The organism is Pseudomonas sp. YH-1, from assembly GCF_051990045.1.
GTDB classification, from domain to species: Bacteria; Pseudomonadota; Gammaproteobacteria; order Pseudomonadales; family Pseudomonadaceae; genus Pseudomonas; species Pseudomonas nicosulfuronedens.
Genome location: NZ_CP178184.1, coordinates 3,402,701 through 3,421,917 on the forward strand (window position 1 = coordinate 3,402,701; position 19,217 = coordinate 3,421,917).

Consider the following 19,217-nt stretch of genomic DNA (forward strand, 5'->3'; position numbering starts at 1 on the left):
GAGCGCGCTGGCGTATACCCGCGGGACTGAGGGGGACGCCTGGTCCTTGCTCGCGAACCCAGGTCGGCACCGATGCGCCGGCTTGTGAACGGCGGATAACGCTGGCGCGTTATGCGCCCTACGCCAGTGGTACGGGGTGTCGATAAGCTCCGTTCGATAATCGGTCAGTCGTGTTGCGATAATCGCCCGTGCGTGTCGATAATCGCCCGGCACTCGCCTGCCAGGACAACAACAATGACCGATGCCCCCCGTGCCAGCCTGCCGCCCCTCGCGCCGCCGATCATCGCTTCACCGGCCAAGCGCATCGAGGCCTTCACCGGCGACCCGAACTTCATGACCTCGCTTGCCCGTGGCCTGGCGGTGATCCATGCGTTCCAGGAGCGCAAGCGCCACCTGACCATCGCGCAGATCAGCCACCGCACCGAGATTCCACGCGCAGCCGTACGCCGCTGCCTGCACACGCTGATGAAACTGGGCTACGTCACCTCCGACGGTCGCACGTATTCGTTGCTGCCCAAGGTACTGACCCTCGGCCACGCCTACCTGTCCTCGACGCCGCTGGCGGTCACCGCCCAGCCGATCCTCGACCGCCTGAGCGAGCAACTGCACGAGGCCTGCTCCATGGCCACGCTCGAAGGCGACGAAATTCTCTACATCGCCCGTTCGGCCACGCCGCAGCGCCTGATCTCGGTGGACCTGAGCGTTGGCAGCCGCCTGCCGGCCTACTGCACGTCCATGGGCCGCATCCTGCTCGCCGGGCTGAACGACGAAGCGCTGGAGGATTACCTGGTCCACGCCGATCTGCAGGTGAAGACCAGCCGCACCGTGCACACCCCGGAAATGCTCCGCGCGAGCATCGCCGAAATCCGCCAGCAGGGCTGGGTGATCATCGACCAGGAGCTGGAAGTCGGCTTGCGCTCCATCGCCGTGCCGCTGAAGGACTCCGCCGGCCAGGTTCTGGCTGCGTTGAACGTCGGTACCCATGCTGGCCGTGTGTCGCGCCAGGAGTTGGAAACGCGCTTCCTGCCGGTGTTGCTGGAGGCCAGTCGCGAGCTGGGCACGCGGCTGTTCCATTGAGTGTGGGGGAGGGCCGGCGCGTCTTACGCCGGCCATTGGCAATCCCCGTTCGCTAACCGCCCACTGGCGCGATTATCGAATTGAACGGCCGGGCGTCTCTTCGTACTGTTGCTCGACCCGTCCAGCCGGACGGGCAATAACAACAATGAGCGTCAGCCATGGCCCCTGTGTGCCTGCCCCATCCGCCGGTCCGTGCGTCCACCGGCTCGCGACTCATTCCTGTCCAGCTTGCGGGAGTGCAGGGCGATCCTGCCGGCCTTCCCGCGACGACGCCTTCGCAGGAAGTCTTCGCATGACCAGTTCCGCTCACGTGCCCGCTGCCGGCACCCTCGACGTCCAGTCCTTCATCAACGCCCAGCCGCTGTCGCTGTACCAGTGCCGCATCGTGCTGCTGTGCTTCCTCATCGTTTTCCTCGACGGCCTGGATACCGCCGCCATGGGCTTCATCGCCCCGGCGCTGACCCAGGACTGGGGCATCGACCGCGCCAGCCTCGGCCCGGTGATGAGCGCCGCGCTGATCGGCATGGTGTTCGGCGCCCTGGGTTCCGGACCGCTGGCCGACCGCTTCGGGCGCAAGGGCGTGCTGGTGGTGGCGGTGTTTCTCTTTGGCCTGTTCAGCCTGCTCTCGGCCTACAGCAGCAACCTCGAACAGCTCATGGCGCTGCGCCTGCTGACCGGCATCGGCCTGGGGGCGGCGATGCCCAACGCCACCACGCTGCTCTCGGAGTACACCCCTGAGCGTCTCAAGTCGCTGCTGGTGACCAGCATGTTCTGCGGCTTCAACCTGGGCATGGCGTCGGGCGGCTTCGTCTCCGCCAAGCTGATCCCGGCCTACGGCTGGCACAGCCTGCTGCTGCTCGGCGGCGTGCTGCCGCTGCTGCTAGCGGTGGTGCTGCTGGTGTGGCTGCCGGAGTCGGCGCGTTTCCTGGTGGTGCGCAATCGCGGGGCGGAGAAGGTCAAGCGCGTGCTGGCGCCCATCGCGCCGTCCGAAGTGGTCACCGCCCGTGACTTCAGCGTGCCGGAACAGAAGACGGTGCAGAGCCGAAACGTGTTCAAGGTGATCTTCTCCGGCACCTACAGCGCGGGAACCCTGCTGCTGTGGCTGACTTACTTCATGGGCCTGGTGATCGTCTATCTGCTCACCAGCTGGCTGCCGACGCTGATGCGTGACGCCGGTGCGAGCATGGAGCAGGCCGCGTTCATCGGTGCGCTGTTCCAGCTTGGCGGGGTGCTCAGTTCGGTGGCGGTGGGCTGGGCCATGGACCGCTTCAACCCGCACAAGGTCATCGGCATCTTCTATTGCCTGGCCGGGGTGTTCGCCTACTTCGTCGGGCAGAGCCTGGGCACCGTCACGCTGCTGGCGACCCTGGTGCTGGCTGCCGGCATGTGTGTGAACGGCGCACAGTCGGCCATGCCGTCTCTGGCGGCGCGCTTCTACCCGACCCAGGGCCGCGCCACGGGAGTTTCCTGGATGCTCGGTATCGGCCGCTTCGGCGCCATCCTCGGTGCCTGGATCGGCGCGACCCTGCTGGGCCTGGGCTGGAACTTCGAACAGGTGTTGACTGCGCTGATGGTGCCGGCTGCCATTGCCACGGCCGCCGTAGTGATCAAGGGGCTGGTGAGCCACGCGGACGCCACCTGACAGACGCTTCCGATAGGGCCGCGGTGCAAGGTCGCGGCCTTTCCGCCAGCAGGCGTTTACGGCGCTACGGAACTCGACGCAATGTCGGTGGTTCTGGCGTCAAAAGGATGAACGGTCGCTGAGCGGGAATGAACGGTCGAAAAAACGTTCCGTTTCGCTGAAATAGATTCAACTCCCTGAAGAAATTGCTGTCGGACCATTAGCCAATCTTTGTCCTGGCACCCCGCAAGGGGGGCTCCACACGGGGCCCGGCCACCTGACCATCGTTGGAAATATCCATGGTTCTTCATGCAGTTGGATGCTCATTTTCCCGCCTGACCTTGCGGCGGGGTCGCGGACGCCAGGAAGGCTTTTCCCTGGTGGAGCTGATGGTGGTTGTCGCACTGCTGGCGATCTTCGCCGGCGTGGCCTTGCCAGGCTTCCGCTACCTGATCGAATCCAGCCGGGTGCAAAGCGCCTCCTCGACGCTTTATCGCCTGCTCCAGGCGTCTCGCGCCGACGCCGTGAATACCCGCCAGACCCTCACGCTTTGCCCCAGCAGTGGAAACCTGCAGTGGGTAGTCGTGCGCGCCAGCACCTGCGCGTCGATCACCACTGCTGTGGTGAGCCAGCGTCTGGATCTGCCGAGCAGCCTCAGCGTGAGCAGCAGCATCAGCAATCTTTCGTTCAAGCCCGATGGCACCGCCGCGGCGGCTGATCTGGGCATTTCCAGCAGCGGCACCAGCAAGGCGTTCAGCATCAAGGTGGCCGCTTCGGGTTACATCAGCCTGCAGGGAGCTAGCGGCCAATGAGGCGGAGCATGGCGAACCGGTGTACGGCGGGATTCAGTCTGGTGGAGGTCATGGTGGCCCTGCTGGTTACCTGTTTCGGCGTGCTGGGCATGCTGGCGATGCAAGGGCGCACCATCAGCTATGCCCAGGACACCATCCTGCGCAGCAACGCGGCGGAGCTGGCGGACGAGCTGATGGAGATGATGCGCACCGATATCTACTCCACCCAGGACGGCAGCGCGGCCCAGGTGGTGCCACCGGCCAGCTGGGGCTACTACAAGGCTGCCAGCGCTTCGTTTCCCACCGCTCCCAGCAGTTGTGCCTCACTGGCGACGCTGACCGCCAGCCAGCGCCTGGCCTGCTGGGCGCAGCGGGTGAACCAGGCGCTGCCGGGTGCCTCGGAGCTGGCCAGCGAGTTCTATGTCTGCCGCACCAATGGCACCAGCAAGTGCAGCAACAGTGGGTCGGCCATCGAGATACAGCTGGCTTGGCGGGTGAAGGCGGGCGAGTGCCTGGATGCCAACGCCACGGGTGACAACACCATCTGCCGATACGTGCTGCGGGAGGAACCCTAGGATGCGTCGGCCAAGTGCGGGGGCTCAGTCCGGGGTGACGCTCATCGAGCTGATGATCGCCATGGGCCTGAGCCTGTTCCTGATCCTGGGCGTGACCCAGATGTTCCTCGACGGGCAGAACCGTTCGCGTTACTTCGATGGCCAGGCGCAGAACCAGGACAACGCGCGCTACGCGCAACAGATGCTGGAGGGGCGCCTGTCGAAAGCCGGTTACCGGCGCCTGCCGTCCTCGCGGATGACCGCCGCGTTTCCCGCGCAGACCAGCAACGGCTGCGTCTTCTCGGCCGGCCAGGCGCTGGTGCGGGTGGATGCCAATACCGTCTGCCTGCGCTACCAGCCGCGCGACACCACCGACGTCGATTGCACCGGCGCTTCGCTGGCAAGCCGCGCGGGGGTCAACAAGCCCTACAGCAATTACAGCCCGAGCAACAATGTGGTCGAGAAACTCACCCTGAGTAACGGCCAGCTGACCTGCAACGGCAGCACCCTGGTGGAGAACGTAGTGGCGCTGCGCTTCGACTTCGGGGTGGACAGCGAGAGCGACGAATTCAATCGCCAGGTCGCGAAGTACGTCGCCGCGCCCGCCACCGGCCAGACGGTGCGCAGCCTGCGCTACGCCCTGTTGCTGGCCAGCAGCGACTCGGTGAGTGGCGGGTTGACTGCCACTACCTGCCAGCGCTGGCAGGACCTCTACGGCAGCAAGGCCTGCACCGACGGCGACGGGCCCGTGCGGCGCATCGTCAGCGGTACCAGCATGTTGAGGAACCTGATGCCATGAACGGACTGTCCTTCCAACGGCAGCGCGGTGCGGTGCTGTTCGTCGCGTTGGTGATGCTGTTGCTGATCACCCTGGCTGCCGTCAGCGGCATGCGCGGCATGCAACTGGAAGGGCGGATGACCGGCAATCGCCTGGAGCAGCAGCGGCTGATGAGCGCGGCCGAGTCCGCGCTGCGCGAAGGGGAAGGGCGCCTGCGCAAGAACACCCGCGCACTGGACAACTGCACGGCGGGCACCTCGCCCTGTTTCACTGCGGCGGCAACCAATTACAGCACCGACTTCAGCAAGTCCAACCTCTACTCCGGCATGGACGGCGGCACCAGCCTGCTGCGCAGTGCGCGCTGGTACCTGCGCTACATCTCGAACAACTGCAAGGGTGGTGGGGGTGGCAGCGCCAACTCCTACCTGTCGAAGGGGCAGGTGGGGTGCACCTACTACTACGAGGTCAACTCCCAGGCCTACAAGGGCACCGCGACCAGCAAGGCCTGCGGCGCCGATGCGCTGTGCCTGCGCTCCACCTTCGGGCTGGTGATCCAGTGAATCGTTGCGCTCGTACAAGGATGCCGACGCCATGGCTTGTTACCCCATGAGAATGCTGCGCGCGACGTTGGTCCTGCTGCTGTCCTGCCTGGCGGGTGCCCAGGCGTGGGGCGCGTCACTGGCGCAGACGCCCCTGTTCGTCAGCAACATCGCCCCGCCAATGAACATGCTGGTGGTCGGTCGTGACCAGAAGCTCTATTTCCCGGCCTATAACGATGCTTCCGACATCGACGGCGATGGCCAGCTGGACACCTACTACAAGCCCGCCATCGACTACACCGGCTACTTCGATTCCTACAAGTGCTACCTCTACGATGCACTCAGCGGAGCATTCACCCCGTCTTCCACCACAGCGAACAAGAAGTGCACCAGCGCCGTGGGCCGTTGGAGTGGGGACTACCTCAATTACCTGACCATGTCACGCCAGGATGTGCTGCGCAAGGTGCTCTATGGCGGCTACCGTTCTACCGACACCGCGCTGTCGACCGTGCTGGAGCGAGCCTTCATTCCCAACGACGCGCACAGCTGGGGCAAGGAGTACCTGAGCGTCGCCCGCGATGGCTACAGCATCGCCGACTACACGCCGATCAGCGCGCCCACCAACGGCAAGTACGTGCTCTTCGCCAATACCTCGATCGGCACCGGCACACTGGGTGCGTACAACAGTACTGCGGTGCCGAGGCTGAGGATCATTACCAGCACCCAGCAGACCCTGGGGACCTACCGAATCTGGGGCTGGGTGTCGCGCGAGTCGGCCCAGGGCACCAACACCCTCACCAGCACCACCAACAGCGACACCACCATCGTCCCGGCCTATGACCTCAACGTGCGTGTGCGGGTCTGTGTGGCGGGTCTGCTGGAAAGCAACTGCACGCAGTACGGCAGCGTCTACAAACCGACCGGCGTGCTGCACGACTACGGCTCGGCGGACAAGATGTACTTCGGCCTGGTAACCGGGACTTACACCAACAACCTGCGTGGTGGCGTGGTACGCAAGGCGGCTTCGTCGTTCAGCAACGAATACAGCAGTACCAACGGACGCTTCCTCACCGACGCCACCACGGGTACCGGTTGCCTGAATGGCCGTTGCTACGTCAACAACAGCGGCATCGTCGCCAACCTCGACCGGCTGGTGTTCTCTACCGGCTGCACCGACTCCAGCGGCTACAACCTCAACCCGCTGACCAACGGCAAGTGTGTCGACTGGGGCAATCCGCTGGGCGAGATGAGCTACGAAACCCTGCGCTACTACGCGGGCAAGGCACCCAACAGCGCCTATGCAGCCGGCACCGCCGACACCAACCTGGGCCTTTCCAGCCTGACCACCTGGAGCAATCCGTACAGTACCTATCCGTCCTGCACCCGGCCGTTCATGACGCTGATGAGCGACGTCAACCCGAGCTACGATTCCGACGTGCCCGGCAGCACCCTGGGCACCGACAGCCGGCCGACCACCGACATCGGCTTCGACTTCGCCAGTATCGGTGCGACCCTGTGGAGCCGCGAAGTCGGTGGCAGTGTTTCGGTGAACGTCGGCCAGTCCGGCGGCACCAACGACTCGGCGCCCACCGCCAAGACCGCGAGCAGCTTCGCCACGATCCGCGGGCTTGCCGAGGAGCCCACGCGCCAGGGCAGCTACGCGACCTCGGCCGTGTCCTACTTTGGCAGCCAGAACGTCCTCACCACTGCCGGTTCGAACAAGGTGCAGAGCTTTTCCATCGCGCTGTCCTCGACCCTGCCGAATATCCGCATCAAGACCAGCAAGGGCACCCTGCGCCTGGTGCCCTTCAGCATGAACGTCAGCCAGGGCGTGGTCAGCCAGATCACCGGGTTCTACATCGATACCTTGAGCCGCGACAGCGCCGGCAACCTCACCTCCATCACCTTCCGCGTGGTCTACGACGACTCCGCCCAGGGCCGTGACTACGACATGGATGCCATCGTGCTCTATACCGTGACGGCGAAGGGCGACGGCACCGTGGACGTGACCAGCCAGACCGAATATTCGGTGGCCGGGGACGAGTCGCACATGGGCTACACCATGGCCGGTACCACCAAGGATGGCGTGTACCTGGAAGTGACCGGCGGCGGCAGCGGCAGTACTCGCTACAAGCTCGACACCCCGGACGGTCGGTCACCCGGCGATTGCTCATCCATCACCTGCGCCCTGCTGCCCGGCCTGAGCGGCAGCAGCGGGGCGCTCAGCGGAAATCGCCCGGCCTATCACACGCGCAACTTCACACCCTCGGCGACCACCGCCGTGACTACCCTGCAGGACCCGCTGTGGTACGCCGCCAAGTACGGCAAGACCGACCTCAACAGCTGGGACCGCGATGGCGACGGTGTGCCGGATAACTACTTCCTGGTCAGCGACCCGAGCCAGCTGGCGGCCCAGCTGAAATCGGCGTTCGACGACATTCTCCAGCTCAACACGTCGGTGGCTGCCGTGGCGGTGGACTCGCAGTCGCTGGACAGCGGCAGCTATACCTACGGCACCAGCTTCGTCACCGGCGACTGGACGGGAGACCTGCTGAAAAAGCAGCGAACCATGACCACCGGCAGCTCCGGCGCGGTCACCACGACCACCACCACGCTGTGGCGGGCGTCGGCGCAACTGGGCACGCCCAGTGCGCGCAACATCCTGTTCGCCAAGGGCGGAGCACTCACCGCCTTCAACTGGAGCAACCTGACCGCTGCCCAACAGACCCAGCTCAACCGCACCGTCACGGGCGTGGTGGACACCCAGGGGCAAGCGCGGGTCGGTTTCCTGCGGGGTGAGAACAACACCTTCCGTACCCGCACGACGCTGCTCGGCGACATGATCAATTCGGCGCCCGTGCTGGTCAGCGGCTCCGATTACCTGGCCTCGCGGGCCGACACCCTGGAGGGCAGCACGACGTATGCGGCGTTCGCCACGGCCCTGGCGGCGAAACCCTCGGTGGTCTACGTCGGTGCCAACGACGGCATGCTGCATGCCTTCAACGCGGCCACCGGCGCCGAGATGTTCGCCTTCATCCCCAGTGCGGTGATCCCCAACCTCAACGCCCTCACCGCACCGGACTATGGCAAGCAGCAGGGCACCGAGCACCGCTATTTCGTCGACGGCACCCCGGTGGTGTCCGACGTCTACTACGGCTCGGCCTGGCACAAGGTCCTGCTGGGCAGCCTCGGCGCTGGCGGCCGCGAGGTGTTCGCCCTCGATGTCACCGATCCCACCGCGCCCACGCTGCTCTGGGAGTTCACCAGCGACAACGACAGCAGCCTCGGCTACACCGCGGCGCGGCCCTCCATCGCGCGCCTGCACAACGGCAAGTGGGTGGCGCTGGTGCCCAACGGCTACGACATCGGCAGCAGCAGCGCCTCGCTGCTGATCATCGATATCCAGACCGGCGCGCTGCTGAAGAAGATCACCGCCAACCCGAGCCTGACCGCCGCCGAGACCGCCTCGCTGGATGCCCTCAACAACGGGCTGTCGCGGCTGTTCGTGGCCGACGCCAACAGTGACGGTATCGCCGACTATGCCTACGGCGGCGACCTGCTGGGCAACCTCTGGCGATTCGATCTGATCGACACCAGCGTGGGCGACCCCCTCAACAGCACGGCCTCGGAGGCGCGCTACGCCGTGTCCTTTGGCGGCAACCCGCTGTACGTTGCGCGCAACGCCAGCGGTACGCGCCAGCCGATCACCGTCGCGCCGTCTCTGGTCGACCACCCCAGCGGGGCCGGCTACATCGTGGCCTTCGGGACGGGGCGCTACCTGCTCACTGCCGACAAGACCTCCACCGCGCAACAGAGCATCTATGGCGTCTGGGACCGCAAGATCGCCGGCGAGGCCACCAGTTCCTCGCTGACGGCGGCGCGCACGCGCAGCAACCTGCAGGCGCAGACGCTCAGTACAGGCACCTTCAACAGCACCCCGATCTACACCCTGAGCAACAACGAAGTGGCCTGGTACGACACCTCCGGCAACACCGCCGATGCCAACGTCAACAAATGGGGCTGGTACTTCGACTTGCCGGTGACCGGCGAGCGGCAGATCTACGACATGACGCTCTATGGCTCCGCTCTCATCTTCAGCAGCTCCACGCCGCAGACCGGCACCTGCGCGGCCGGGCTATCCGGCACCCGCTACGCCATCGATCCCGAGCGCGGCGGACAGACCCCGTACAACGTCTTCGACCTGAACAACGACGGTACCTTCGATGCGCTCTCGGCCTTCATCACCGGGGGCGGCGACATCAGCGTCTCCGGTGGATACACCTACAGCGGCTCCGACAGCGGCACCACCGGCCTGTCGGATGCCATTCGCACCAACTCCGGCACGGTGAGCGGCCGGCGTACCTGGCAGATCCAGCCAGCCAACTGATAGGGAGCAAGCATGAACCAGCGTCGGCGGGAGAGGGGGTTCACCCTGATCGAATTGATGATCGCGGTCGTGGTCGTGGCGATCCTCGCCGCCATTGCGTTCCCCAGTTACCAGCGTTATGTGCTGCGCAGTCATCGGGTCGAAGCCCAGGCCGTGCTCAGCGAAGCGGCGGCCCGGCAGGAGCGCTATTACTCGCAGAACAACGCCTACGCCAGTACCGCTGCGGCGCTGAACATGACCAGCAATGTCAACGCGCTGCAGTACTACAGCTTGGCCATTTCCAACGTCACCGCCACCGCCTACACGCTCACTGCCACTGCCAAGGGTTCCCAGGCCAAGGATGGTCAGTGCCTGACGCTGAGCCTCGACCAGGCCGGCACCCGCAGCAACACCGGTACGGGGACTGGCACCACCTGCTGGCAATGAGTAGGCGCCGAAAGCGTGCGATTGGCGAACACTGCGCCGCAAGTCGAATTGCGCCGGCCGTTACCGGCCCCTAGGGTGAAGCGGATTCGCGGGCCTGCCTGGCATCTGGATTGCCCGCACGACCGTCCATCCCGGCCGATGTCCGTATTCCGGACCACGGCATAGACTGGGCGCACGAGCCGTGACGAAGAGCGCGGCCAAACACAAGAGTGAGTGCCTGTATGCAAAGCCTGCTGAGCGAGCGCAGCCGCGTGTTCGAGCGCGCCGACCCCTATGCGGTGTCCGGCTACGTCAACCAGCATGTGGGCACCCACGACCTGCGCCTGCCGGCCCACGGCCATCCCCAGGCCAGCCTGAACCACCGCCGCTTCGCCAGTCTCGACCTGTGCCGCATCAGCTACGGCGGCGCGGTACGCGTCACCTCTCCTGCGCTGGAGAACATCTTCCACCTGCAAATCCTGCTCAGCGGCCACTGCCTGTGGCGCGGCCAGCGCCAGGAACACTACCTGGCACCCGGCGAGTTGCTGCTGATCAACCCGGACGATCCGGTCGACCTGACCTACTCGGACGATTGCGAGAAATTCATCCTGAAGATTCCGGTGGCCCTGCTCGAAGCCATCTGCGCCGAGCAGCGCTGGAACTCTCCGCGCACCGGTGTGCGCTTCACCGAAAACCGCTACCAGCTGGGCGAGCTGGAAGGCTTCGTCAATCTCCTGTCGATGGTCTGCCAGGAGTCCGAAGCCGGCGAGCGCCTGGCTCGGGTCGACGAGCACTACCAGCAGATAGTCGCCAGCAAGCTGCTGACCCTGCTGAAGACCAACGTCAGCCGCGAGCCCATCGCGGGTGCCAGTGCTTCCTTCGAACGCATCGAGGCCTACATCGAAGACCACCTGCGCGAAGACATCGACGTCGAGGCCCTGGCGCGCCAGGCGTCCATGAGCCTGCGTTCGTTGTACGCGCTGTTCGAGCGCCACGCGGGCACCACGCCGCGCCAGTACATTCGTCGCCTGAAGCTGGAGCGCATCCGCGCCTGCCTGGCGGACCCGGCGTGCAATGTCCGCAGCGTGACCGAGCTGGCGCTGGACTATGGCTTCCTGCACCTGGGGCGGTTTGCCGAAGGGTATCGGCAGCAGTTTGGCGAGTTGCCGTCGGAGACGTTCAGGCGGCGCGGCTGAATCCAGCTCTGTCGTTGGTCCAGAGTGACACCGCCCTGATCGCTCACGCCGATCAGCCCCCTCTCCCTTCAGGGAGAGGGCTGGGGAGAGGGTGCCGGCTGCGCTGATGATGTATTGGTGCGGGCTTTGAACGCCCCCTCCCTAACCCTCCCCCTGAAGGGAGAGGGGACTGTCCTCTGCGCGCGAAAAAATCGGCGATCATCCTGCCGCTATCCATAAGTCGATCGCCCTGCACAAAACGGATAGCACTCTGCACTCAGCGGATATTGCCCCCTCCAACCCAGCCCTAACCTGAGCCTGCCTGAACAATAACAACGGAGGCCCCGGCCATGTCCCTGGGTATCGACTACTTGCGTTCACTGCTTGAGGAAGACCCCGAGAAGGGCGTCTACCGCTGCCGGCGGGAGATGTTCACCGACCCGCGCCTGTTCGACCTGGAGATGAAACACATCTTCGAAGGCAACTGGGTCTACCTCGCCCATGAAAGCCAGATTCCCGAGAAGAATGACTTCCTGACCACGACGATCGGCCGCCAGTCGATCTTCATCGCGCGCAACAAGGATGGCGTGCTCAACGCCTTCCTCAACGCCTGCAGCCACAAGGGCGCCATGCTCTGCCGGCACAAGTCCGGTAACCGTTCCAGCTACACCTGCCCGTTCCACGGCTGGACCTTCAACAACTCCGGCAAGCTGCTCAAGGTCAAGGACCCGGCCGAGGCGGGCTACCCGGAAGGCTTCAACTGCGAAGGCTCCCACGACCTGACCAAAGTGGCGCGCTTCGAGTCGTACCGTGGCTTCCTCTTCGGCAGCCTGAAGGCCGACGTCAAACCGCTGGTGGAGCACCTGGGCGAGTCGGCGAAGATCATCGACATGATCGTCGACCAGTCCCCCGAGGGCCTGGAAGTCCTGCGCGGTTCCTCCAGCTACCTCTACGAAGGCAACTGGAAGCTCACCGCCGAGAACGGCGCCGACGGCTATCACGTCAGCTCCGTGCACTGGAACTACGCCGCGACCCAGAACCAGCGCCAGGCGCGCGAGGCTGGCAGCGAGGTGAAGACCATGAGTGCCGGCGGCTGGGCCAAGCAAGGCGGTGGCTTCTACTCCTTCGACCACGGCCACCTGCTGCTCTGGACCCGCTGGGCCAACCCCGAGGCGCGCCCGGCCTTCGAGCGCCGCGACGAACTGGCCCGCGACCATGGCCAGGCCCGCGCCGACTGGATGATCGAGAACTCGCGCAACCTCTGCCTGTACCCCAACGTCTACCTGATGGACCAGTTCAGCTCGCAGATCCGCGTCGCCCGGCCCATCGACGTCAACCGCACCGAAATCACCATCTACTGCATTGCGCCCAAGGGCGAGAGTGCCGAGGCGCGCGCCCAGCGCATCCGCCAGTACGAGGATTTCTTCAACGTCAGCGGCATGGCCACGCCGGACGACCTGGAGGAATTCCGCTCCTGCCAGCAGGCCTACCAGGGCAGTGCCGGCGGCTGGAATGACATGTCGCGCGGGGCGAAGCACTGGATCGAAGGGGGCGACGACGCAGCGCGGGAAATCGACCTGGCGCCGGCGCTGTCCGGCGTGCGCACCGAGGACGAGGGGCTGTTCGTGCTGCAACACCAGTACTGGCAGCAGACCATGATCGATGTGCTGGCCGCCGAGCAGGCCAACCGCATTGCACTGAAAGAGGAGGGCGTGTGATGAGCCGTTACGAACTCGTCCGCGACTTCCTCTACCGCGAAGCTCGCTACCTCGACGACAAGGACTGGGACGCCTGGCTGGAGTTGTACGCCGCCGACGCCACTTTCTGGATGCCTTCCTGGGACGACCGCGACCAGCTCACCGAAGACCCGCAGCGGGAAATCTCGCTGATCTGGTACGGCAACCGTGGCGGCCTGGAAGACCGAGTCTTCCGCATCAAGACCGAGCGCTCCAGCGCGACCCTGCCGGACACCCGCACCTCGCACAACCTCAGCAACATCGAGGTGCTGGGCGAGGCCGACGGGCAATGCCAGGTGCGCTTCAACTGGCACACCCTGAGCTTCCGCTACAAGACCGTCGACAGCTACTTCGGCACCAGCTTCTACACGCTCGATGTGCGTGGCGAGCAGCCGCTGGTGAAGGCGAAGAAGGTCGTGCTGAAGAACGACTACGTCAGGCAAGTCATCGACATCTACCACATCTGATTCCGCCGTCAGGGCCGTGCGTCGCGCGCGTGGATTCGCCGCGCGCGACGCTGCCTGCGCGGTGCCGAGGTGCACGCCATGAACCACAAGATCGCCCTCAACTTCGAAGACGGCGTTACCCGCTTCATCGACGCCAGCTCCAGCGAAACCGTGGCCGACGCGGCCTATCGCCAGGGCATCAATATTCCGCTGGACTGCCGCGATGGCGCCTGCGGCACCTGCAAGTGCTTCGCCGAAGCCGGCCGCTACGACCTCGGCCAGGAATACATCGAGGACGCGCTGACCGAGGACGAAGCCGAGCAGGGCTACGTGCTCACTTGCCAGATGCGTGCGCAGAGCGATTGCGTGGTGCGCGTACCGGCCTCTTCGCAAGTCTGCAAGACTGCCCAGGCCAGTTTCCAGGCCAGCATCAGCGCGGTGCGCCAGCTCTCCGAAAGCACCATCGCGCTGTCGATCAAGGGCGAGTCGCTGAGCCAGCTGGCTTTCCTGCCGGGGCAGTACGTCAACCTGCAGGTGCCGGGCAGCGAGCAGAGCCGCGCCTACTCCTTCAGCTCGCTGCAGAAGGGCGGTGAGGTCAGCTTCCTGATTCGCAACGTACCGGGCGGCCTGATGAGCAGCTTCCTCACGGGCCTGGCGAAAGACGGTGATGCCATGACCCTGGCCGGCCCGCTGGGCAGCTTCTACCTGCGCGAGATCAGGCGGCCGCTGTTGCTGCTGGCCGGCGGCACCGGGCTGGCGCCCTTCACCGCGATGCTCGAACAGATCGCCGAGCGTGGCAGCGAGCATCCGCTGCACCTGATCTACGGTGTTACCCACGACTTCGACCTGGTGGAAATGGACCGCCTGGAAGCCTTCGCCGCGCGCATTCCCAACTTCACCTTCAGCGCTTGTGTGGCGAGTCCGGAGAGCAGCTACCCGCACAAGGGCTACGTCACCCAGCACATCGAGCCGGCACACCTGAACGACGGCGAGGTGGACCTCTACCTCTGTGGCCCGCCGCCGATGGTCGAGGCGGTGAGCCAGTTCATTCGCGAGCAGGGGATTACGCCAGCGAATTTCTACTACGAGAAGTTTGCCGCGAGCGCGGCCTGAACTCCGATACCTGAATGGTGGGCAGTGCTGCTCTTCGTAGGAGCGAGCTTGCTCGCGAACAGCCTCGCAGCGGGGCCTTGGTTCGCGAGCAAGCTCGCTCCTACAAGGGGTGTCCGCCCGAGGCTATGAGGTCACCATGAAAAGATTCCAAGACAAGACCGCCCTCGTCACCGGCGCCGCCCAGGGCATCGGACGGCGCGTCGCCGAGCGGCTGGTGGAAGAGGGCGCCCGGATCATCGCCGTGGACCGCTCAGAGATCGTCCACGAATTGCAGGACGCCCTTGGCCAGCAGGGCGACGTGCTCACCCTGACCGCTGACCTGGAGCGCTTCGCCGATTGCCAGGGCGTGGTCGACCAGGCGCTCGCGCGTTTCGGTCGCCTCGACATCCTGGTCAACAACGTCGGCGGCACCATCTGGGCGAAACCCTTCGAGCATTACGCCGAAGAGGAGATCGAAGCCGAGGTACGCCGCTCGCTGTTCCCGACCTTGTGGTGCTGCCGCGCGGCACTGGTACCGATGCTGGAACAGGGCGCGGGAGCCATCGTCAATGTCTCGTCCATTGCCACCCGTGGAGTGAACCGCGTGCCCTACGGCGCGGCGAAAGGCGGGGTGAATGCGCTGACCGCGTGCCTGGCGTTCGAGACCGCCGAGCGTGGCGTACGGGTGAATGCCACCGCGCCCGGCGGCACCGAGGCACCGCCCCGGCGCATCCCGCGCAACGCGGCGCAGCAAAGCGGGCAGGAGAAGCTCTGGTACCAGCAGATCGTCGACCAGACCGTCGAGAGCAGCCTGATGAAGCGCTACGGCAGCATCGACGAACAGGTGGGCGCGATCCTCTTTCTCGCTTCCGACGAAGCCAGCTACATCACCGGCGTGACCCTGCCGGTGGGTGGCGGCGACCTGGGCTGAGGCGCCGCGATGATGCGCTTACGGCCGGTTCGCGCCGATCAGTTGCAGGCAGCGTTGCAGGGGTGCACTGACGTCGCCGCGGCGCTGGCTGAGGATGATCGGCGAGACCGCCTCGGCGTCGGTCAGTGTGGCGTAGCCAATGTCGGCGCGGTGCTGCTGTTGCACCGACGCCGGCACCAGCGCCACGCCCAGGCCGGCGGCGACCAAGCCGATGGCGGTCTGCAGTTCGTTGGTCCACTGGGCAACGCGCACGCTCAGGCCGTGGTTGGCGAACAGCGCCAGCACATGGTCGGCATAGCTGGGGCGCGGGTTGGCGGGGTAGAGCACGAAGTCCTCGCCGGCCAGCTTCTCCAGGCTCAGCGGCGCGCCGAGCAGGCGATGCCCGGTGGGCAGCACGGCGACCATCGGTTCCTCGCGCAATACCTGCTGGGTAATCACCGGGTCGTCGATGCGGATGCGCCCGAAGCCGATGTCGATGCGCCCGCTTTTCAGCGCTTCGACCTGTTGCACCGTGGTCATTTCCTGCAGCCCCAGTTCCAGCCCGGCGTCGCCGCGCAGTTCGCGGATCAGCTCGGGCAGTCCGTCATACAGCGTCGACGGTGCGAAGCCGATGCCGAACCACTGGCGCTCGCCGTGGCCAATGCGCCGGGTGCTCTCGCAGATGCTTTCCAGCTGCGAAAGCAGGGTGCCGGTCTGCTCGTGGAAGTAGCGCCCGGCGTCGGTCAGGCGCAGCGGCCGGCCGCGCTCCAGCAAGGGCACGCCGAGCAGTTCCTCGAGCTGCTGGATCTGCCGGCTCAGCGGTGGCTGGGCGATGTGCAGGCGCTCGGCGGCGCGGGTGAAGTTGAGGGTGCCGGCCACTTCGCGGAAGTAGCGCAGGTGTCGCAGCTCCATGATACCTCCAGGGTATGCAACAAGATGGCAACGATATTGGACTGCCTGCAGGCCCCGGCGCAATCCTTCGTCAATTGTGAAAAGACCTTCCGGGTATCGCCGATGTGCGGCCCGGCCTATCCAGAAATCCCAGACCGGAACGCCGTCCATGAGTAGCCCTGTCATCGAACGCATCGAGTCGATCATCGTCGACCTGCCGACCATCCGCCCGCACAAGCTGGCCATGCACACCATGCAGCAGCAGACACTGGTGATCATCCGCCTGCGCTGCTCCGACGGCGTCGAGGGTATCGGCGAAGCCACCACCATTGGCGGGCTGGCCTACGGCAACGAGAGCCCGGAAAGCATCAAGGCCAACATCGATGCGCACTTCGCGCCGCTGCTCAAGGGCCAGGACGCCAGCAACATCAATGCCTGCATGCAGCGCCTGGACAAGTCGATCAAGGGCAACACCTTCGCCCGCTCCGGCATCGAGAGCGCGTTGCTCGACGCCCAGGGCAAGCGCCTGGGCCTGCCGGTCAGCGAACTGCTCGGCGGCCGTGTGCGTGACAGCCTGGAAGTGGCCTGGACCCTGGCCTCCGGCGACACCGCCCGCGATATCGCCGAAGCCGAGCAGATGCTGGACATTCGCCGCCATCGCATCTTCAAGCTGAAGATCGGCGCCAACCCGCTGGAGCATGACCTCAAGCACGTGGTGGCGATCAAGCAGGCCCTGGGCGAGCGCGCCAGCGTGCGTGTGGACGTCAACCAGGGCTGGGACGAATCCCAGGCCATCCGTGGCTGCCAGGTGCTCGGCGAGAACGGCATCGATCTGATCGAGCAGCCCATCTCGCGCATCAACCGCAGCGGCCAGATACGCCTGAACCAGCGCAGCCCGGCACCGATCATGGCCGACGAATCCATCGAGAGCGTGGCCGACGCTTTCAGCCTCGCCGCTGACGGCGCCGCCAGCATCTTCGCCCTGAAGATCGCCAAGAACGGTGGCCCGCGCGCCGTGCTGCGTACCGCGCAGATCGCCGAGGCGGCCGGTATCGCGCTGTACGGCGGGACCATGCTCGAAGGCGCCGTCGGCACCCTGGCCTCGGCCCACGCCTTCCTCACCCTGGAGAAGCTGACCTGGGCCACCGAGCTGTTCGGCCCGCTGCTGCTCACCGAGGAAATCGTCACCGAGGCGCCGGTTTACCGTGACTTCCAGCTGCACGTACCGCGCACGCCCGGCCTGGGCCTGACGCTCGACGAGGAGCGCCTGGCGCGCTTCCGCCGTACCTGACCTGCCACCTTTCCCGACTGCCCGATAGAGGAGAAGACCCGATGCTGTTCCACGTGAAGATGACCGTGAAATTGCCCGTCGACATGGACCCGGCCAAGGCCGCCCAGCTCAAGGCCGACGAGAAGGAATTGGCCCAGCGCCTGCAGCGCGAGGGCAAGTGGCGCCACCTGTGGCGCATCGCCGGGCACTACGCCAACTACAGCGTGTTCGACCTCGCCAGCGTCGAGGAACTGCACGACACCCTGATGCAGCTGCCGCTGTTCCCCTACATGGACATCGAGGTCGACGGGCTCTGCCGCCATCCGTCCTCGATCCATTCCGACGACCGCTGATTTTCGTTCCGTACGACTCGACAAGAACAAGACTTGAGGATCGCACCATGACCGTGAAGATTTCCCAGACTGCCGACATCCAGAAGTTCTTCGAAGAAGCCAGCGGCGCCCTGAACGACCAGGGCAATCCGCGGGTGAAGAACCTCATCTTGCGCATCCTGCAGGACACCGCCAGGCTCATCGAAGACATGAACGTCACCCCTGATGAGTTCTGGAAGGCGGTGGACTACCTCAATCGTCTCGGCGCGCGCCAGGAAGCCGGCCTGGTCGTCGCCGGCCTGGGCATCGAGCACTACCTCGACCTGCTGCTGGACGCCCAGGACGCGGCGGTCGGCATCGAAGGTGGCACTCCGCGCACCATCGAAGGTCCGCTGTATGTGGCCGGCGCACCGCTGTCCGAAGGCGAAACCCGCATGGACGACGGGAAGGACGCCGGCACCGTGATGTTCCTCTCCGGCCGCGTGTTCGACCTCGACGGCAAGCCCCTGGCCGGCGCCGTGGTCGATCTCTGGCACGCCAACACCAACGGCACCTACTCGTACTTCGACAGCAGCCAGTCCGAGTACAACCTGCGCCGGCGCATCGTCACCGACGGCGAAGGCCGCTACAAGGCGCGCAGCATCGTGCCCAGTGGTTATGGCTGCCCGCCGGATGGCCCGACCCAGGAGCTGCTCAACCAGCTCGGCCGCCACGGCCAGCGCCCGGCGCACATCCACTTCTTCATTTCCGCGCCGGGCCATCGCCACCTGACCACGCAGATCAACCTGGCCGGTGACCAGTACCTGTGGGACGACTTCGCCTATGCCACCCGCGACGGCCTGATCGGCGAGGTGCGTTTCGTCGAGGATGCAGCCGCTGCCAAGGCGCACGGTGTCGAAGGGCGCTTCGCCGAGATCGAGTTCGACTTCCAGCTGCAGCAGGCCGTTTCCGCCGACGCCGAAGACCGCAGCAACCGCCCCCGCGCCTTGCAGCAAGCCTGATTTTCCGCCGGCTCCGACCCTGCCGGTAACCCCGCCGTAGGATGGCGTGGAGCGAAGCGATACCCATCGATCCATGTACCGCCAGCATGGGTATCGCTGCGCTCCACCCATCCTACCCAGCGTTCCCTGTTGCTTTGGCGTTCGCGTCCACTCGGATGGCAATCTCCAGCCAGAAGCACAGCCGTTAGCCCCCTAAGAGAAGTGTTCGATAT

Annotated in this window: 17 protein-coding genes; 16 read left to right on the plus strand and 1 reads right to left on the minus strand. The window is 65.4% G+C overall.

What is annotated here, in order from left to right:
- Positions 1-234: 234 nt before the first annotated feature.
- The 13 genes from ACKI1H_RS15910 (at position 235) to ACKI1H_RS15970 (ending at position 15,532) form a co-directional block, all read left to right on the plus strand.
- The gene (locus ACKI1H_RS15910; protein ID WP_138526625.1) at positions 235-1,077 is read left to right on the plus strand and encodes an IclR family transcriptional regulator; all 843 of its coding nucleotides are present in this window, start codon (positions 235-237) and stop codon (positions 1,075-1,077) included.
- Between the two features lie 292 nt (positions 1,078-1,369).
- A complete protein-coding gene (locus ACKI1H_RS15915) occupies positions 1,370-2,719 on the plus strand; it encodes an MFS transporter (RefSeq protein WP_440465546.1) in 1,350 nt (449 codons plus the stop codon).
- Positions 2,720-2,997: 278 nt separating this feature from the next.
- Positions 2,998-3,510 carry a GspH/FimT family pseudopilin gene (locus ACKI1H_RS15920; RefSeq protein WP_440465547.1) on the plus strand — a complete coding sequence of 171 codons (513 nt, stop codon included), beginning with the start codon at positions 2,998-3,000 and terminating at the stop codon, positions 3,508-3,510.
- An 8-nt stretch (positions 3,511-3,518) separates the two neighbouring features.
- The gene (pilV, locus tag ACKI1H_RS15925; protein WP_440465548.1) at positions 3,519-4,064 is read left to right on the plus strand and encodes a type IV pilus modification protein PilV; all 546 of its coding nucleotides are present in this window, start codon (positions 3,519-3,521) and stop codon (positions 4,062-4,064) included.
- Between the two features lies 1 nt (position 4,065).
- Positions 4,066-4,842: a PilW family protein gene (locus ACKI1H_RS15930; RefSeq protein ID WP_440465549.1), complete on the plus strand. Its 777-nt coding sequence runs from the start codon at positions 4,066-4,068 to the stop codon at positions 4,840-4,842.
- On the plus strand, positions 4,839-5,381 hold the full coding sequence (locus ACKI1H_RS15935; RefSeq protein ID WP_138526619.1) for a pilus assembly PilX family protein: 543 nt from the start codon (positions 4,839-4,841) through the stop codon (positions 5,379-5,381). Before ACKI1H_RS15930 ends, ACKI1H_RS15935 begins: the two co-directional genes overlap by 4 nt.
- A 46-nt stretch (positions 5,382-5,427) precedes the next feature.
- Positions 5,428-9,747, plus strand: a complete 4,320-nt coding sequence (locus ACKI1H_RS15940) for a pilus assembly protein (protein WP_440465550.1) — start codon at positions 5,428-5,430, stop codon at positions 9,745-9,747.
- A gap of 12 nt (positions 9,748-9,759) precedes the next feature.
- On the plus strand, positions 9,760-10,173 hold the full coding sequence (locus tag ACKI1H_RS15945) for a type IV pilin protein (RefSeq protein WP_138526618.1): 414 nt from the start codon (positions 9,760-9,762) through the stop codon (positions 10,171-10,173).
- A 221-nt stretch (positions 10,174-10,394) separates the two neighbouring features.
- Positions 10,395-11,348, plus strand: coding sequence for an AraC family transcriptional regulator (locus ACKI1H_RS15950; RefSeq protein ID WP_440465551.1), 954 nt, complete (start codon positions 10,395-10,397; stop codon positions 11,346-11,348).
- A 329-nt stretch (positions 11,349-11,677) separates the two neighbouring features.
- Positions 11,678-13,045, plus strand: a complete 1,368-nt coding sequence (benA, locus tag ACKI1H_RS15955; RefSeq protein WP_440465552.1) for a benzoate 1,2-dioxygenase large subunit — start codon at positions 11,678-11,680, stop codon at positions 13,043-13,045.
- Positions 13,045-13,530, plus strand: a complete 486-nt coding sequence (benB, locus tag ACKI1H_RS15960; protein ID WP_037016985.1) for a benzoate 1,2-dioxygenase small subunit — start codon at positions 13,045-13,047, stop codon at positions 13,528-13,530. The genes benA and benB overlap by 1 nt, the downstream gene beginning before the upstream one ends.
- Positions 13,531-13,608: 78 nt before the next feature.
- Positions 13,609-14,622, plus strand: a complete 1,014-nt coding sequence (benC, locus tag ACKI1H_RS15965; protein WP_440465553.1) for a benzoate 1,2-dioxygenase electron transfer component BenC — start codon at positions 13,609-13,611, stop codon at positions 14,620-14,622.
- A gap of 136 nt (positions 14,623-14,758) precedes the next feature.
- Positions 14,759-15,532: a 1,6-dihydroxycyclohexa-2,4-diene-1-carboxylate dehydrogenase gene (locus ACKI1H_RS15970; protein ID WP_440465554.1), complete on the plus strand. Its 774-nt coding sequence runs from the start codon at positions 14,759-14,761 to the stop codon at positions 15,530-15,532.
- 18 nt (positions 15,533-15,550) lie between these two features.
- Here ACKI1H_RS15970 and ACKI1H_RS15975 read toward each other — a convergent pair whose 3' ends face one another.
- On the minus strand, positions 15,551-16,423 hold the full coding sequence (locus tag ACKI1H_RS15975; protein ID WP_440465555.1) for a LysR family transcriptional regulator: 873 nt from the start codon (positions 16,421-16,423) through the stop codon (positions 15,551-15,553).
- A 148-nt stretch (positions 16,424-16,571) separates the two neighbouring features.
- Here ACKI1H_RS15975 and ACKI1H_RS15980 point away from each other — a divergent pair, with 148 nt between their 5' ends.
- Genes ACKI1H_RS15980 through catA form a run of 3 tightly spaced genes read left to right on the plus strand, consistent with a single transcriptional unit; the run spans position 16,572 to position 19,005 of the window.
- A complete protein-coding gene (locus ACKI1H_RS15980) occupies positions 16,572-17,693 on the plus strand; it encodes a muconate cycloisomerase family protein (protein ID WP_440465556.1) in 1,122 nt (373 codons plus the stop codon).
- Between the two features lie 41 nt (positions 17,694-17,734).
- Positions 17,735-18,025, plus strand: coding sequence for a muconolactone Delta-isomerase (catC, locus tag ACKI1H_RS15985; RefSeq protein ID WP_017519458.1), 291 nt, complete (start codon positions 17,735-17,737; stop codon positions 18,023-18,025).
- A 47-nt stretch (positions 18,026-18,072) separates the two neighbouring features.
- Positions 18,073-19,005 carry a catechol 1,2-dioxygenase gene (catA, locus tag ACKI1H_RS15990; protein WP_440465557.1) on the plus strand — a complete coding sequence of 311 codons (933 nt, stop codon included), beginning with the start codon at positions 18,073-18,075 and terminating at the stop codon, positions 19,003-19,005.
- Positions 19,006-19,217 lie beyond the last annotated feature (212 nt).